General features: G+C 56.8%; 17 protein-coding genes. 3 read left to right on the plus strand and 14 right to left on the minus strand.

Annotated features, from left to right (window positions below; genetic code table 11):
* Positions 1-65 precede the first annotated feature (65 nt).
* Genes BUE38_RS17345 through BUE38_RS17355 form a run of 3 tightly spaced genes read left to right on the plus strand, consistent with a single transcriptional unit; the run spans position 66 to position 2,710 of the window.
* Positions 66-905: an ECF transporter S component family protein gene (locus BUE38_RS17345; RefSeq protein ID WP_073436494.1), complete on the plus strand. Its 840-nt coding sequence runs from the start codon at positions 66-68 to the stop codon at positions 903-905.
* Positions 906-914: 9 nt separating this feature from the next.
* Entirely contained in the window at positions 915-1,283 is a 369-nt protein-coding gene (locus tag BUE38_RS17350; RefSeq protein ID WP_073436495.1) for a S24 family peptidase, read from the plus strand.
* Complete coding sequence (locus tag BUE38_RS17355) at positions 1,280-2,710, plus strand: KAP family P-loop NTPase fold protein (RefSeq protein WP_073436496.1); 1,431 nt, start codon at positions 1,280-1,282, stop codon at positions 2,708-2,710. The genes BUE38_RS17350 and BUE38_RS17355 overlap by 4 nt, the downstream gene beginning before the upstream one ends.
* 210 nt (positions 2,711-2,920) lie before the next feature.
* Here BUE38_RS17355 and BUE38_RS17360 read toward each other — a convergent pair whose 3' ends face one another.
* From BUE38_RS17360 to BUE38_RS17425, 14 genes are all read right to left on the minus strand, one after another.
* Entirely contained in the window at positions 2,921-3,952 is a 1,032-nt protein-coding gene (locus BUE38_RS17360) for a phage late control D family protein (RefSeq protein ID WP_073436497.1), read from the minus strand.
* Positions 3,949-4,392, minus strand: coding sequence for a phage tail protein (locus BUE38_RS17365; RefSeq protein ID WP_073436498.1), 444 nt, complete (start codon positions 4,390-4,392; stop codon positions 3,949-3,951). The genes BUE38_RS17360 and BUE38_RS17365 overlap by 4 nt, the downstream gene beginning before the upstream one ends.
* 11 nt (positions 4,393-4,403) lie before the next feature.
* Positions 4,404-7,196, minus strand: coding sequence for a phage tail tape measure protein (locus tag BUE38_RS17370; protein WP_073436499.1), 2,793 nt, complete (start codon positions 7,194-7,196; stop codon positions 4,404-4,406).
* Between the two features lie 38 nt (positions 7,197-7,234).
* Positions 7,235-7,369 (minus strand): GpE family phage tail protein, encoded by a 135-nt coding sequence (locus BUE38_RS23375; protein ID WP_073436500.1) that lies wholly within the window; start codon positions 7,367-7,369, stop codon positions 7,235-7,237.
* 26 nt (positions 7,370-7,395) lie between these two features.
* Positions 7,396-7,716, minus strand: coding sequence for a phage tail assembly protein (locus BUE38_RS17380; RefSeq protein WP_234987081.1), 321 nt, complete (start codon positions 7,714-7,716; stop codon positions 7,396-7,398).
* Positions 7,717-7,772: 56 nt separating this feature from the next.
* Entirely contained in the window at positions 7,773-8,282 is a 510-nt protein-coding gene (locus BUE38_RS17385) for a phage major tail tube protein (RefSeq protein ID WP_073436502.1), read from the minus strand.
* A gap of 19 nt (positions 8,283-8,301) precedes the next feature.
* Positions 8,302-9,816, minus strand: a complete 1,515-nt coding sequence (locus tag BUE38_RS17390; RefSeq protein WP_307725407.1) for a phage tail sheath protein — start codon at positions 9,814-9,816, stop codon at positions 8,302-8,304.
* A gap of 175 nt (positions 9,817-9,991) precedes the next feature.
* Positions 9,992-10,573 carry a DUF4376 domain-containing protein gene (locus tag BUE38_RS17395; RefSeq protein WP_073436503.1) on the minus strand — a complete coding sequence of 194 codons (582 nt, stop codon included), beginning with the start codon at positions 10,571-10,573 and terminating at the stop codon, positions 9,992-9,994.
* 10 nt (positions 10,574-10,583) lie between these two features.
* Positions 10,584-13,025 carry a gp53-like domain-containing protein gene (locus BUE38_RS17400; RefSeq protein WP_073436504.1) on the minus strand — a complete coding sequence of 814 codons (2,442 nt, stop codon included), beginning with the start codon at positions 13,023-13,025 and terminating at the stop codon, positions 10,584-10,586.
* A 1-nt stretch (position 13,026) separates the two neighbouring features.
* Positions 13,027-13,563 (minus strand): phage tail protein I, encoded by a 537-nt coding sequence (locus tag BUE38_RS17405; protein WP_073436505.1) that lies wholly within the window; start codon positions 13,561-13,563, stop codon positions 13,027-13,029.
* Entirely contained in the window at positions 13,556-14,446 is an 891-nt protein-coding gene (locus BUE38_RS17410) for a baseplate assembly protein (protein ID WP_073436506.1), read from the minus strand. The genes BUE38_RS17405 and BUE38_RS17410 overlap by 8 nt, the downstream gene beginning before the upstream one ends.
* On the minus strand, positions 14,443-14,778 hold the full coding sequence (locus BUE38_RS17415; RefSeq protein WP_073436507.1) for a GPW/gp25 family protein: 336 nt from the start codon (positions 14,776-14,778) through the stop codon (positions 14,443-14,445). Before BUE38_RS17415 ends, BUE38_RS17410 begins: the two co-directional genes overlap by 4 nt.
* A gap of 3 nt (positions 14,779-14,781) precedes the next feature.
* Positions 14,782-15,072 (minus strand): PAAR domain-containing protein, encoded by a 291-nt coding sequence (locus BUE38_RS17420; protein ID WP_073436508.1) that lies wholly within the window; start codon positions 15,070-15,072, stop codon positions 14,782-14,784.
* Between the two features lie 8 nt (positions 15,073-15,080).
* Entirely contained in the window at positions 15,081-15,557 is a 477-nt protein-coding gene (locus BUE38_RS17425) for a phage baseplate assembly protein V (protein WP_073436509.1), read from the minus strand.
* Position 15,558: the final 1 nt, after the last annotated feature.

The raw sequence follows: 15,558 nt of genomic DNA on the forward strand, positions 1-15,558 counted from the left end.
CATAGATCGCCCGATTAAAACAGAGACTCTCAATAGAGAGCATAACTACGCAAGGGAACATTCTGATGAATGACAACGTGCTATTGATGGTGTTTGTCGCTGTCTTTGCTGGTGTGTGGTGGTTCGTTTCAAAAAGACTAGCCAAGATGGGAAAAGGCGCGTTTCTTCGGCACTTTTTGGGAGGTGTGCTAGGACTTTTTTCTGGATTGGTAGCCTTGTCACTTGCATTCGGATTATCTGGCGAGACATCGGTAACTGGTCAGGACGATAAAGGCAACCAGTCAGTAGATTCAGCCTCATCAACACATCAAGATTTATCGAATCACTATGAAGTGATATCCGATCAAGTTAATGCTCCATTCAAACGAACAGTTGAGGTTGTCCTCCACGAACGTGTGAGCGAAGATCAGCTTGAAGAGATTGGAAGGTCGATCAAGGCAATGGATGACGAAGAGGTTGAACGAACCTTCATTGGCTACCGCTTGGACAGCCAGCCATCAGACAGCGCCTATTGGGGAACCACTCATTACAATCCCACTCTCAACGTCGTGATCCTTGGACTTACTCCTGACGAGTACAAGGCTCTTCAGGATTTTGATGTAGCAGGAGAGTACCAAGAAATAATGGGGTCGTGGTTCATCGGTAGAGGATTCCCCCACCTTCTTGTTGCTTACAAGGTAGATGGTGAATCGTTCATTGATGAGGTCTATGCAGACCTTAGCACCAGCTCATCCAGTATGGTTGAATCGAGAACTGATGATGGAAACATCAGGCTTGAGAAGCCTAATAATGAATTTGGTGAATATTTTGTAATTGACTCCCAAGGCAATCTCCAGTTTTGGAGCAAGAACGGAAACTATTTTACCGCTTCTCCAAAGGCTGATTCTGAGCAGGCTTCTTCGTAGGAAACTGGAATGCGAGTCGACTATCTTGGCCCGGCATTTCCGGGCCTTACCAATCCGTGTGTCTCAACACTGGGCTTCCGTGAGATTCCGCCAGAGTGCTTTCTGGTCGAGGTCTCCGATGAGGCGGGTATCGGTGGCGAGATTCAGGAAGGCGACCTGATGTTGGTGGATGAACGTCGACCTATTCAGCATGGGGACTTGGCCGTGATGGACGTTGAGGGACAATTGCGATTGTTCCGCAGCCATCGTATTGGTGGGAACTTTCGACTGATTCCTGCCGGTGGCGGACAAGGTATGTTTGCCAAACCGAGCGATGTGCGTGGAGTGGTAGTTCATCATAGATCAATACCTAAAGAACTTGGGGAGTGGCAGGTATGAGTGCTTGGGATGGAGACCGTCTGAATAGAAAGCCTATTGCTGACTTTTTAACCACATTTCTAGATGGTGATGATGATGCAAAGGTAATGAATATAGATGCGCCTTGGGGGTTCGGAAAGACGTATTTTGTTAGTGAATGGCATGAAGGTTTTTTAGAAAGTCGGGGGACGATTTATTTTAACGCTTGGAAAGTTGACTATTCTGGCGAGCCATTTTTTGACTTGGTTTCAGCTATTAGAGACCAATTGGTTAACCAATCTCCTGTGTCAGAAAAAATCAATGAAGCAGCTGCAGGATTTATAAGAAAATCTGCTCAAGTAGCTGTTAAGGCAGGGCCAGAAGTAGGGAAACTGCTACTTAAGGGACTGATAAAAAAAGCACTGGCAACCGACCTCGATGAAGTTTCTGATAAGATAACAGATGCCGGTTATTCTGCTGCAGAATCTGCTGTTACTAAACTACTTGATAATAGTTCTAAAGCATCAGAGGTAGTTGATGAATTCAAGTCTGATCTTTCTGGTTTAATTAGTGCGGTATCAGAAGAAAAATATAACAAATGTGGCGAGAGAGCACCAATATACATCTTTATTGATGAGCTTGATCGTTGCCGTCCAACGTACGCTATTGAACTTCTTGAGAGAGTAAAACATCTCTTCGATGTCGATGGATGCAAGTTCGTGATTGCTACTGATACCAATCAACTCGCTCATTCCATTCGAGCTGTATATGGTAGTGGGTTTGATTCGCATCGGTACTTAAAAAGGTTCTTCGATGTCACTTATCAGCTTAAAAATGATGACATTGAAGGCTGGTCAAAAATGTCTTTGGGAAATATTGATGCTTCAAACTTAATTAAATTGAATTTTGAGTTGAGGAATAAGTCGCACAATAGCGCCATGTGGCCGGCGAATGAAAATGGTGTTGTGGCTCCACATAAATATTGTGTTTTTTCGGTAGGTGGTGATCTTGAGCCGCATCATTCTGAATTTATTGCTATTTGCAAAACTTTTTCTCTGTCTCTAAGGGATGTTCAAAAGATTATGCTGCATTTTAGAGGTTCAATGGCCACTGCTAGAAGTTCGAGAGTACACTTTTTCTTTCTGTTTTACTTGTCAGTGTTGCGTTATCAGGACTTTGGGCTGTTCTCGCGAATGAGAAATGAATGGAGTCAAGATTTACATGATGAGATTAATGCCAGGTTCCCTCCTTTTTATTTTTATTTTATTACTAAGAATATGTCCGTCCATGAAATAGCCAAGATTTATGTCGAAGCACTGACTATTTCTTTGGGTGATTTGAAAAGTAGATATAATAATATGGATAGTAGTGATCTTGGTTTTGTCTATTCTGTATATGAAAACGTTGTTTACGGTGAAGGGCTGGCTACTTATTTCGATGCTGCAGATATGGCAAGTGACTTGCGATGAACTGTGCACCTTACATGTGGCTTAGAATCTCTAAATCGCGCCTATTCAAAGCCGCTTCTGCTATTTTTATATTATAAAATATTTGTCCGGAGGTGGCTAATATCGCAACGTTGGAAAGATAGCTTAATTTTGATAAATAGTGCGGCGTACTAGTAATTCCAATAGATCGCACTTTCTGTAATATTCTAAATGGAAAGGAGTTTACGAATCCTAGCTAGCTCTAGTCGAGTTAAACTTCACTTCCATGGTTAGCTCCGTGGTGTAGGCACTTTCATTAAGTGTATGAACCACTTCAGTGATCAACCACGGCGTGGCGTCGATCTGTGGTTTCCACCCGATCAGCCACACCGGGGTCTCTGGATAGAGGTCTGGCCGTCCTTCGGCCAGCTCCAGACTGAATTCAGCACCACCTCGCTGGAGCCGTTGCCACTCGGCGCTGGCCGCCACTAGGGCATCATTCTCGCTGGCGTAGGTCGGGCGCAGGCTTTTCAGATTCTCGGTTTCCCCGGCGATCACTATCTTGCGCTCGGCGCCGGCCGTGTCGTTCCAGAATGCCTTTACGCCGGTATACGCATCGCGGTCTGTAACGGAATAGCGATGTGTGTCACCAACCTGACGATAGAGCTGGATCGGCGGGATCTCTGTGCCGCCGGCGGTGGTGGCCTGCCCAGCTGCGATGAACAGCAGATTTCCTGCCTTGACCGTGGCCACCGCATCATAGCGCTCGGCCAGACGGGTCAGGAAATGTAGGTCGCTTTCATCGGTCTGGTCAATGTGCCGCACGCGGATTCCAGCCAGGCCCTCGGATACCTTGGGTTCAAGGTCGTGCCGTTCGGCGATGGTGGTAATGATGTCGCGCACGGTGATCTTGTCCCAGCTCTGCGAACGCTTGCCGGGGAGATCCTTTCGCATGTCAGCAGAGCGAGCGCGAATGGTGAGAGTGTCCGGGGCACCAGAGTGCTCTACCTCGTCGACGATGTAGGTGCCACGGTCGATGAGGCCGTCACCTTTCCAACCGAGCGCGAGCCGCAGTTCGGCACCTCGAGTGGGTAGGTCGAGACGTCCATCGTGATCCTCGAGCACGATATCGAGTTGGTCCGCTTCGAGACCGCGGTTGTCAGTCAGCCGGAGAGACTGCAGCCTGGCGCCAAGTTCAGGACTGATCCGCTGACCGGCCAGTGATATGTCGTAACTGGGCACTCTGGCCGGGCGACCTTGCTGCTGGAGAAACCATGCCGTCATGCCAGCGCTCCTGTCAGCGCCCGGGCGGTCAGGTTGCCGAGTCGGCCGAGGGCATTGCCACTGTCCTCATCGATACGCTGGAGAGAGAGGTCGAACTCGATTTTCTGCGCACTACCGTCGCGCATGTGGTGGCTTTTCCCCTCGTTCATGCCTTCGATGATGAACAGGCCGTAGTAGCTGCCATTGCCCTCGATAAGTGGCCAGGCAGCGCCCTGGTTGGCCATCTCTCTCAGGTAGTCCAGATTCTGTTGGCCACCAGTGAAGTGAGGCAGCAAGGTGCCAGTGAGCGTAATGGTGTCTTCTGCAGGTCCGAGGAACTGCCGGGCGGGCCGTCGCCCGACTCGGCTTTGCGGTGCATGGCGCCATGAGGTCCGGCGCTGGAGTTCCCGGTAGCTGGCGGTGTCCAGCGCGAACACGAACAAGCCATAGGCCATCATCATTGGAGCGTCTCCTACTCGGTGTCGTGGAAGGCACTGCGCCGACGAGCGGACTGCTCGCGAGCGGCACGCTTGAGGGCGTGCTGAACTTCGGCGGCGACATAGCGGGCCAGAGCCTGCTCGTCCATACCTGGAGCGGGATGGACATTGATATCTCCAACAGTGATCGTCACATTCCCGCTGCCGACAGAGGACAATGGCGGCCGATGATCAATGGGGACGTCAGCAAACGTGGCAGTGTCCAGCACTCCGGCAGTTGCAGCCGTGGTGCCCAACGCTCCGAGGGCGATCCCTGCACCCGCCTGGGTGATGCGCTTCGCGAAGGCAGCAATCTCATCGAGCGGTCCGCGCTCGCTACGCTGCACCCCTTGCTGATAGCCATCCATGGTGTGGCCACCCAGCTCAGCGAACACACGCGAGGGGGAGTGGATCCCCAGCTTGTCCTTGAACCAGCCAACCACTGCGTCGGCCGTGTTGCCGATGGCATCGCGCAGTGTCTGCCAACTGGCGTCGATGCCGTTGATCAACCCTTCCAGAAGGTTGCCACCGAACTCGGCGAACACCCGCGAAGGTGAGTTGATACCGAGCTTTTCCTTGAACCAACTGACGACACTCCCGGCCATGTTGGTGATGGTATCGCCCAGTCGACCCAGCCCGCCTGTAATACCACCGATCATGCCGTCAATGATGGCGCCACCCAGAGAAGTGAATCCGGCCGGAACATCGATGCCAAGCTGCTGCAGCGCGGCAGTGATCCCTCGCCAGATCAGGCCGGCGGGGGACCAGTCGAGAATCAGGCGAGAGACACCTGCAATGCCGCCTTCAAATGCCGCCTTGATGCTCTCCCAGGCGGCACCGAGGATGTTCTGAATGCCCTGCCAGAGGGCCATGAATTTGGGGCCGAGAGTCTCCCAATTTGTCCAGATATACAGTGCAGCAGCCGCGATCAGGCCAGCTATTGCCAGAATGGGATTTGCCATGGCGGCGGCGCCCAGCATGCGCAGTGCGCCAATGACTATGGGGATGGCACGGGTGGCAATACTCTTGAGTACCTTGCCGAGACCACCGCCCTTGATGCCCATCATCTCCAACCCGTAGCGGGTCAATACTATTGGGCCGAGCAATGAGCCCAGCGCGAGGGTCAAAGCACCGCCGGCGGCGACGAGACCGACAACACCAGCCACTGCCGTAGCGATCTGTGCCGTCAGCTCGGGGTTTTCGTTCATCCATGCACCAATGGAACGAATCACCTCTGTCACCATCTGAACCAGCCCACGCAGGGGCCCTTCATTGGTCTCGGTGAGTGTGATGCCGATTTCTGCCCAGGCGCTGCCCAGTCCCTTGAGGTCACCCTTGATATTGTCACTCATGGTGGCGGCCATACGGGCATTCTCGCCGTAGTTCTCGCCCAATGACGCGATGAGTTCATCGAGCTTGCCACTGCTCATGCCATTGACCAGTTCGGCCATACCGGACCCGGCTTCGGCGCCGAAGATCTTCTGCAGAATGGCTTTTCTCTCGACATTGCCGAGATCAGCTGTGGCCGCGTTGATGTCGCGCAGAATATCCGGCATGGCACGCATATTTCCGTTGGCATCGGCGACCTGTAAGCCGATTGCAGCCATTGCGTCCGCACCTTCTTTGGCGGGTGCGGTAAGCCGATTCATCATCGCACGCATCGCGGTACCAGCTTGGCTTCCCTGGATACCGATGTTCCCCATCAGGCCAGCCATGGCAGCAGCCTGTTCCATGGTCAGTTCGAGATCTTCCGCGCCACCAAGGTATTTCATTGTCTCGCCGAGCATTTCAAGGTCGACGTTGGCACGACTGGCAGAGCCCGAGAGGATATCGGCCACACGCCCCATGGATCCTTCCGCTTCCATATCAATCTTGAAGGTACCGGCAATGTTGGAAGCGATATCGGCTGCTCGGCCGAGTTCAGTGTTGTTGGCCAGCGCAAGGCTGAGTACATCACCCATTGATGCCTTGATTGCCTCTGCCGACATGCCGGCGCGCAGCAGAAACTCCTGACCAGCGCCGACTTCGGTAGCGCTGAATGCAGTGGAAGCACCCAGCTCCCGCGACTGCGCCTTCAGTGCCTGGAAGCGGGGATCGTTCTTCTCGAATCGGCCAACCGCCTGAACAGCACTCATCTGTGCGCCGTAGTCGATACCTGGTGCCAACATCCGGGCACCGGCATACAGTGCGGCACCGCCTGTGGCCAATCCGCCGGCACCAGCACCCTGCATGCGCCCTGCTCGGCCCATACCTCGATGGAACTGCCGGGAGGCATCGGCAGCGAGACGTTGTTTTCGGGCGATCTCTCCCAGGTGCCGCTGTTGCTGCTGCATCTCCTGGTTGGCTTGCTGGATACGTCGCTGTAACTCTCGCTGCTGGTCACTGAACTTGCCTGTCACACCATCAACACGAGTCATGTTGGTACGCAGCTGCTGGAGCTGCCGTTGCTCGCTCTCGTACTGTTGGCTGAGGCGGCGTGCCTGGCGGATGGCTTCATCCCGCTTGCGCGTCAGTGCGCTGGTATCGCCCTCAGCATTCTTGAGCTGCCGCGATAGATCACGGATCTCCTGCTGCTGCTCCTCGAGGGCACGGCTGGATGTTTCGGCCTGCCGTTTGAGGTTGCGGAAACCACGGAGATCCTTCTGGGCGCGCTCGAGGTGGCGCAGCTGGTCGCGGCTGGCCTTGAGCGCTTCGGCAGTTTTACTGCTGCCCTGGGAGATTTTCTTCAGCGGGCGGGTGGCCCGATCCACCGTATCCAGAATGACTTGCAGACTGAGTTTGTTGGCCATCTGGATTCCTTGCTGTGGCGAGGTGGATCAGGTCGGGGTCACTTTCGGGGTTTGCGGGATGGGTTGGGCTCGTAGCGAAGGCGGGCTCGCTCTCGCCACCCCATGAGCTCTGCGAGGCTCATGTCGTCCATTTCCGGAGGGCCCCAGTGGAACACCATGGCCAGATCGGCCATGGCGTCATCCACGTACTCCGGAAGGGCTACTCGTTGGCCTCGCGCGTCTTCTTCGGTACCAAAAAACCGACGAGAGTCCCTCCCAGTTGCACCAGATCAGCGGGATCAAGCTCGCGAATCTCCGCTTCCGTGAGGGCCGGTTCGGTGATTCGGGGCAGTACCGTTGTCAGCGCACTGACCTGCATCTGCAGCAGGTCGGTCAGGGAGACATTGCGCAGCGCGCCGGACTTCGGCTTGCGCACCTGGATCTCCTTGATCACGGTCTTGCCGCGGGTAATCGGCTCGTCGAGTTCGACGGACTCGATGGTGGCCTTGGGCTTCTGCTCAGTAGCGGTGTTGTCTTCCACGGTCATTCTCCTGATGGTTCAGCTTTCCCCTGGTGGGGAGTGATCGGGGTGGTGAATCAGAGGCCCAGTGCCTGGCGGCGCTCGGCGAGGCGGTCGGTACCATTGACGCGGAACACATAGCCCGGCAGGTCGATCTCGATCTTTTCCTGACCGTTGATGGTCAGCTTGTAGTAGCTGCAGGTGGTGGTGACGGTTTTCTGGTTGTTGTCACCCTTGCTGGCCTCACCCATGGCGATGGTCTTGTGACGACCGCGCACGACAATCTCGACAGGGATGACCTGGCCATCCTCATCGGATTCATACGAGCCCACGAAACGCAGCATCGCGGCATCATGGATGGGAGAACCGAAGGTGTCGTAGACCTCGGCGAGCATGCCACCAGCAGTCCACTCGAACTCGATCATCTCCTGACCGAGATCGACCTCGACCGGTCCATCCATGCCACCGCCTTCGTACTCGGACATACGGCGCGACAGCTCGGGCAGGGTGAGTGTCGGGATCTTGCCCTGCCAGTTGTGGCCGTCACCGAACAGGTTGAAGTCTTTCAGGATGTGAGGAAGTGCCATCGTTCAGTCTCCTTGGGGCTCAGGCGGCGGCGACGCGGTCGGCAAAGTCCAGCAGATAGCGATCGGTGATGCGCTGCTGGAACATCAGGTTTTCGAGGGGTGGCACCGGGGTGTAGTCGTAGTCGATATAGAGCTTGCCGGCCTTCAGCACCTCGGGGCTGTTGAGTTCCGGATCGAACCAGGCGACACCGCCGAGGATGTAGCCACGACGGGTGAGCTCACGGAACTTGGCGTTGATGCCTTCGACGATGTCCTTGACCAGTGACGGGTGCATCGGCAAGTCGACCGCCCAGAGGTGTGCCTCGGCGATGGTGTCGGCCAGCACCTGCGCGGTGCGGGTGTAGTTCTCGAAAGCGAACAGTGGATCGATAGTGCAGGTGCGAGAGCCCCAGAAGCGGAATCCACCGCGGTTGATCAGGGTGGTGACTTCGTGGCTGTTCAGGTAACCCGCATCGGTGGCCGGATCCTGCAGATCCCAGAACACGTCGGCAGAGATTCCGGTGACACCATTGACCGGCTGGTTGGACAAGGTCTTGTGCCAGCCAATCTCGTTGTCCAGCTTCGCACGCATGCCGAGGGCGCGAGCCACAGCAGACAGGTTGCGCGTGCTGCTGGTGGCCGTGTCCCAACCGGTGAAGTCCGGCCAGATCACCATGACTTCGCGAGCCCCGAAGTTCTCGCGGTACATGGCAGCTTCTTCCTTGGTCGAACTGTCACCGGCACTGGCGTAGACAAAGGCGCGCAGCTTCTGGGCAATGCCGATCAGCTCGCTGACCACATCGGCATCATCCAGCTCAGGCACACCGAGGATGCGAGGTTTGACCCCGAATCGTTGCTCGGCCGCGAGCAACGCCTGCATGCCGGTTTTCTTGCCGCTGGCATCGGTACCGCCAATGACATTGGTCTTGGTGTCATCGGCATTGGCGCCATCCGCGACGCGCACCACGATCACCATGGCTTTTGTCTGATCCGCGATGGCGTCCAACGCACGGGCCAGCGTACCTTCGTTACCGGCTTTGCCAGCGGCGCCACGCGGGTCGGTGATGAGGACCGGAGTATCAAGGGGAAACAGCTCGTCCTCACCACCAGTAAGGCTGGAGAAGGAGGCAGCCGTCACCACACCAGCTCCAGTAGATCCGCTGGTGACCATCGCCGTGACCAGAGCACGGGCTTCCGGCGCGGCATTGATGGCATCCGCTACTTCACTTGCGGTACTGATCACTAACCCTTCGACATCGGTAGCAAGGCTGACGCTGATGTCATATCCAGCAACAGTGATATCGAGTTCGGACGAGGCGGTACCAGGGTCGTTGTAACGCACGCGAATGTTATTGCCACTGGTGCCGGCTTCCGCTGCGGTGTAAGTGATACTGGTGTTTGATGCGGCGTTGGACAGTGTCATGGACGCTGACACGCCTGGCGCTGAGTTCGGGGCTGTCGCCACCATGCCGATCACCGAAGTGGATACGGTGCGGATCGGTCGGGTACCTTCGTTGATCTCGACGACGCGGACGCCGTGATGGTAATCGCTCATGAATTTTGGCTCCTGCAGGGCGTAGAACTGGCGATAGCATGCGTGGGGACATGCTTGCCCATTCGGCGACAGGGGGGCGAGCGATGGCGGTTGTAGATCGGCGATTTACAACGGGTGGCAGGAGTTGAATCAAAACAGCCCGCCGGATGGCGGGCTGGGAGGAGAGCAGGATGGGTTACCAGGTAATGGCTTCGATGGCATTCCGGTCTTCGGTCGCCAACGCTGCGTCGATGGCATTCTTGAGAGTCCAGCTTTTATTCAACAGCGCTCTGTAATGGCCCAAAGCGGAGTCCGTCAAGGCGATCATCTCGGCGGGCTTCATCGGGTACTGGATGTTAGACATTGCGCGAAACTCCTGAGTAGCGTCAGTGACACCTGCCGCTTGGAGATCCCGTGCTTCAATGGCCAGCCCGAGCAGGTTCTGTCGATCTGCAGTGAGTATCTGCACCACATCGTCTTTTCCATTGGGCATGGTGCAGGGCATGCCCTTCGCCAGTTCGGCCTCCAAGTCAGCCTCGACCTCGGCGCGCTTGGCCATGGCGAGCTCTTCCAGTGGCACGGGATCTTCTGGAACCCAGACGGGGTGCCCGTTCTCATCACCACTACGCCGATGCCCTGCCGGAGGCTGGCCAATGCTGTAGACCTGCCATTCCTCATCGGTAACCGCGACAGCATCTTCCGGCCAGGAGCCGGCGACCCGATAGGCTTCCTGCAGTTCGTCGGGATAGAAGGTGTTTGTGCTTGAGCTGTAATGCATGATGGTGTCCTCAGTTGCCGATGGCGATCCAGTCAGCGACATGCCCACCGCTGGCATGCAGACGCGAAGTGAACCCGGAGGCTGAGTGACCAAAAGCACTGTAATAGTTCGCCTGAGTGCCTCGGTGGGTGATAAGTACCGAACGCACATTCCTGGGGAAACGGATCGGGAAAGTGACATCAACGTCCTGGATGCTACCTTTATCGATCACCCCCCATTGTAGAATCAGGCCACCAGGCAGGATCTGGTACCCATTATTGGCCAACGACTGATTACCACCGGTGAAGAACCTGGTGATGTCAACGTCCGATACAAGCGACCAGGGAATATCGCCGACATTGATGCGGCCAGTGGCCATGTCTACTGAAAACCGAGTTACACCGTTTCCGTCTTTTAACCTGAATATGGCGCCTTTTGTTCGGACAGCCTGGAACTCGACCTGAGAGAGGTCGTTGTTACCTGAACCAAAGTAGGCTCGCCTGTTTCCATTGTTGTCATAGATCGGTTTGTCGGCACGAAACTCAAGCGAAAGTGTGCGATCACTGCCAAGATTTCCGCCTCCAGTAAGGTGATCTCCGGTCTTTATAGCTCGACTATCGGGGACATACTCCGACCATGAGGTCCAGTTACCAGATGAATTTCGCGCTCGCTGTAGAAGTCGGCCTGTTGTGTAGCCCAGTAACAACTGCGTAGCTGCGCTGCTGGCTCCCTCATCGGCCCAACAGACATGTAGAAGTATCGATCCAGACCCGATGCCGGAAGGAACATTCAGCGTGCTGCCTTCAATGCGGTAGAGACCCGTTTCATCGATGTAGTTGATGTTGCCAACAGTGAAGGGTCGCCCCGTGCCGGTTACTGCCAGGGCGCGAGCCCATTCGTGGTATTCACCACCGGTGCGGCTCCGGAAGAACAGCCGGTTGGAGAATTGCGGATATCGACTGAGGAACAGTTGCATCCCGGTATGGCCGATCTGGCGGTGTAGCAAGGTACCGGAATCTGCTTCCGTCATATGTCCGTTGGGACGTCCACCAACAACATCATGGGCATAGTAGATTCCGGATGGCACCTCGAGGGCATTGAATGAGGTCTTCCCCCAACCACCAGTCATCGGATCCGTGTAGCTAGAAAACGCGGTGCCCCAGCCATATTGTCCCGGCTGGGTATATCGGTCATCGTGATCACCGCTTGTGCGGTGATTGTTCATTGCCGCTGCTGCAAGCAATGTTGTGGTACTGCTGCTGGTACGACTGGAGGTCGTGTCGATAAAATGAGTGTGAGTCCAGCCACTCGCGTCGTTTTTGGTGCCACCGTTGAGTGAACTAGGTCTACCCATCCTGATCGTGCGATCAGCGGTGAGGTCTCCACCACCAGTGAGGCCATCGCCTGCCGTGATAGTGGTCGAGCTCGAGGCGGCCTGCTGCCAGGGCGAGAAGGTGCCGTTGTAGGATGAACGATACCAGAGCTGGCCGTTGTTCGTGCGAGCGACACCAATCTGGTGACGCACGGTGCTATCCCATGACCATTGAATCAGACCATCACCGCTGGACTGGCCTGCCCATGCATTGGCAGTGGATCCGTGGAGGCGATAGAACCCATTCGCCGGAATGCTGTTGCAGTCATCAACGGCTGGAGATCTGGTGCTACCCAGCCCGAAAAAGCCTTCATCGCTGACGATCCTCACCAGCAGACCGATAGTGTTGTCTGTCGGGGTGGTCATCATGCCAGTGGTGGCCGTCTCGCTGAGGCCAAGGTTGTCGCGGGCTTGAGACTTGTTGACGAGATCCGCCAGGTTCTGCTGCCGACGCAAGTAGCGGGCATCATTGGCCACCTGAGCCCGGCCTGGTGTCAGGGCTCGTGTCAGATTGCTACCCGCATTGGCCTCATCCTGTGAGGCGATCTGGATAACACCCGAGCGACTGTCTGTTGCTGTGCGACCCGCCAGAGTTTTCGGGGTGATGGCCTTGTTGGTTACGTTACCGGCGTTAACCTCAGCCTGATCCGCGAAGCGCACCACTCCGGCGACGGACTCACTGGCGGGTGGATTGCTGAAACTGATGTCTCCAAAAGTCAGGCTGGACGCATCGAGGTCAGCGAGGATGACGTCGATGGTGAGCAGCAGGGTCGAAGGGCTTGCCTTCTCTATGATCGGGTCAGTCTGTGCATAGACGGCGAACAGGGTGCCGTGCTCCGTGATCAACCCGAACTCCCGGACGGTGTAGGTATCGCTACCCTCATCCTTCGCGGTCACACTGATGGTGTCATCCGCGACGACTTCTCCCGCGATGCTGGAGACACGCTTTACCTCGCTCTGCAACGCGGCTTGTGAGGGATCCGGAGTATATCCGGCGGCGCCCAGTGCAATGTGGGTGATGGTAACGGGAGCGGTTCCGGTGTTCTCGGCATTCGTGATCTCGGCACGGCCGGCATCGGTGATGGTGATCTTCAGTGCCATGTCATTCCTCGGTCTGAATACGGCGATAGATGACGGGACGAGCCGCGCCGTAGAGGCCGATGCCTCCCTCGGCGGAAACGCCAGCGATCAAGGTGAAGTGGCTGCGAACTGGCTTTACTCGAGTGACTTCCTGGACGATGTCTTCCTGCAGCTCAGCGCTGTTGGTCTCACCGCGCACGGTGAGCACCAGTTCAAAGGTGTGTGGTATGCCGCGAGGGATGGTTTGCCACCATTCCCGGATGGCCACTCCGGCGCCGAACGATTCGACCACCCGGCGAACGGACTGGACCGTGCCTCGGCGACGATGGATCTCGGCAGCCTGCCGGATGCGTTCGCGCTTGATGGCTTCGCTCCAGTAGGGCTTCCATGCATCCAGTCCCATGGTCCATGCCAGCCAGGGGAGCAGCTCCACCGGACAGGTATCTGGATTCCATAGGGGACGCAGTGAGGTGGGGACATCCGAGATACGTGCCATGGTGTCGGCCATGGCACGTTCATGGCCCGTGGCATTCGGTGGCAGCAGACTGCGATCACTCATCGACACCCCCATTGGTCAACGCAATGGCGGTGCAGTGGCTGGCCTGTTGGTCATTCACGACGATGGTGCTGATGGGGCTGGCCAGTTCGACTCGCTGGACGCCGCTGCGATGCAGAGCGGCATAGATGCCCGAAAGGGTGACATCGCGTCCCAGCCGGTGCTGCTCGGTCGCATACGCCTCTGCGACTTTCTCCGCCTCTTCCATCACGACCTGGCTGTCAGGCCCAGGCTGAAAGTAGATGGTGGCATCGATGGTGTAGGGAAGAATCTCGGCGGCCTGCACCGTGACGTGATCCGTCAGTGGACGGACCTCCTCAGCGTTCACGGCAGCCTCGACAGCATCCAGCAATGGCTGGTCTGCGGTGCCATCCCCCTCTCGAGCAAGGACTGTCACTACGACGTCGCCGGGAGTGGGGCTGGTAGCACTGGCATCGAGTACACCACCATCGGCAGACAATGCGTGGTATCGGTACGCACCTTCTGGACCTGCAGTGCTCAACCCCTGCAGTGACAACAGGATGCGGCGGCGGAAGTCGGGGTCCTTCTCGAAACTCGGTGGCACTGGGGGGACAGCCGCCGGATCACCGGGCGAGATCTGCAACCGGTCGACATTGAACAGAGCGCCGAGGTTGTCGAGGTCATTCTTTTCGGCATAGGCGAGCATCACCGCTCTCGCCGCCTCATTGACTCGCTGTCGCACAAGCATCTCTCGATAGGCACTGACCTCCAGGATCTTGAACGCCGGGTCTGACTCAGCGGGCACATCGAACTCGGGGAAGCGTGCCTCGAGGTCCTCCAACAGTTGAGCCAGGATGTCTTCATAGTCGATCTGCTCGACTACGTCCGGAGAGGGAAGTTGTGACAGGTCGATTGGGCTGCTCATAGCGGAATCTCTAGCGTCACCGGATCACCGACCAATGTCTGACCTTCAATCTCCAGCGTAACGGCGCCGTGCTGTTCCGTGCTGACCTGCTGTCGAACGGCGGTGACGCGGATCCGCGGTTCCCATCGAATGATGGCCATGACGGTGGCCGCATAGGCCTGCAGCAGGGTGGTGCCATTGAGCGGGGCATCGATCAGCTCGGGCAGCAGAGACCCATAGTCTCGACGCATGACACGCGAGCCGATGGGCGTGGTGAGGATGTCACTCACGCTTTGTCGAATGTGCTCGAGGCCATCCAGTTCCTTCCCGGTGGTGGCGTTCATTCCGGCCATGGGTCAGCCCCCTGCATGGACATTGCTGCTGCCGGTTGCGACAGAAGACCCGCAATTGACGGGATCTCCGATACGACCGAGCTGTTTGCCGTTGACGAACACACTGCCCGACCCGGATGCCAGAGCACCGCCGTGACAGGTGGGCTGGTCGTTGCAATGAGTGGCCCAGCCATCACCCTGCCGGTGAGCGGCCTTGCCGTTGACGTAGACGTTGCTACTGCCGCCTGTGCTGTTGCGTGGCGGGAAACTGCCATGTCCGGTACAGGTGTCGCCCTTGCGTGTAATCGCTGGCATGGGTGTCCTCAGTTCAGGTCGATGCGTGAGCCATTCAGCCGAATGCCGCCGGCGTCCATCTCCAGGGTGCTGCCGTTGGTGGAAAGCAGAATGCGAGAGCGGTCCATGGTGATGCTGCTCGGCCCGGTGACGGCATGCAGCCGATTGGCTGCGTGGTCGTATTCGAAGCTGGCACCATCCGGCATAACGGCATGGAAGAGGTCGGGGCTGTTACTGGGCGCCGGGTGTTGAGTCCGGAATAGCCCTGTCAGCACTACGGCGGCGGCAAGATCTCCACCGGGAGACAGCACAATGACCTGCTCGTCCACTGTCGGCGGGCACCAGGTTCGCGTTGTCCCTGCCCGGCCTTCCTGCCAGATCAGCCATGTCGTGAGCAGTTCGCCGATCTTTACCCGTACTCGGGCAGCGTCATGGTCCACCTCGGTGATGGTGCCAAAGCGGATCAGGTTGTTGATCAGGCGGAGAAGTTCGGCGGTGTTGTTCATG

Source organism: Halomonas cupida (assembly GCF_900142755.1).
In the GTDB taxonomy this organism is placed as follows: domain Bacteria; phylum Pseudomonadota; class Gammaproteobacteria; order Pseudomonadales; family Halomonadaceae; genus Halomonas; species Halomonas cupida.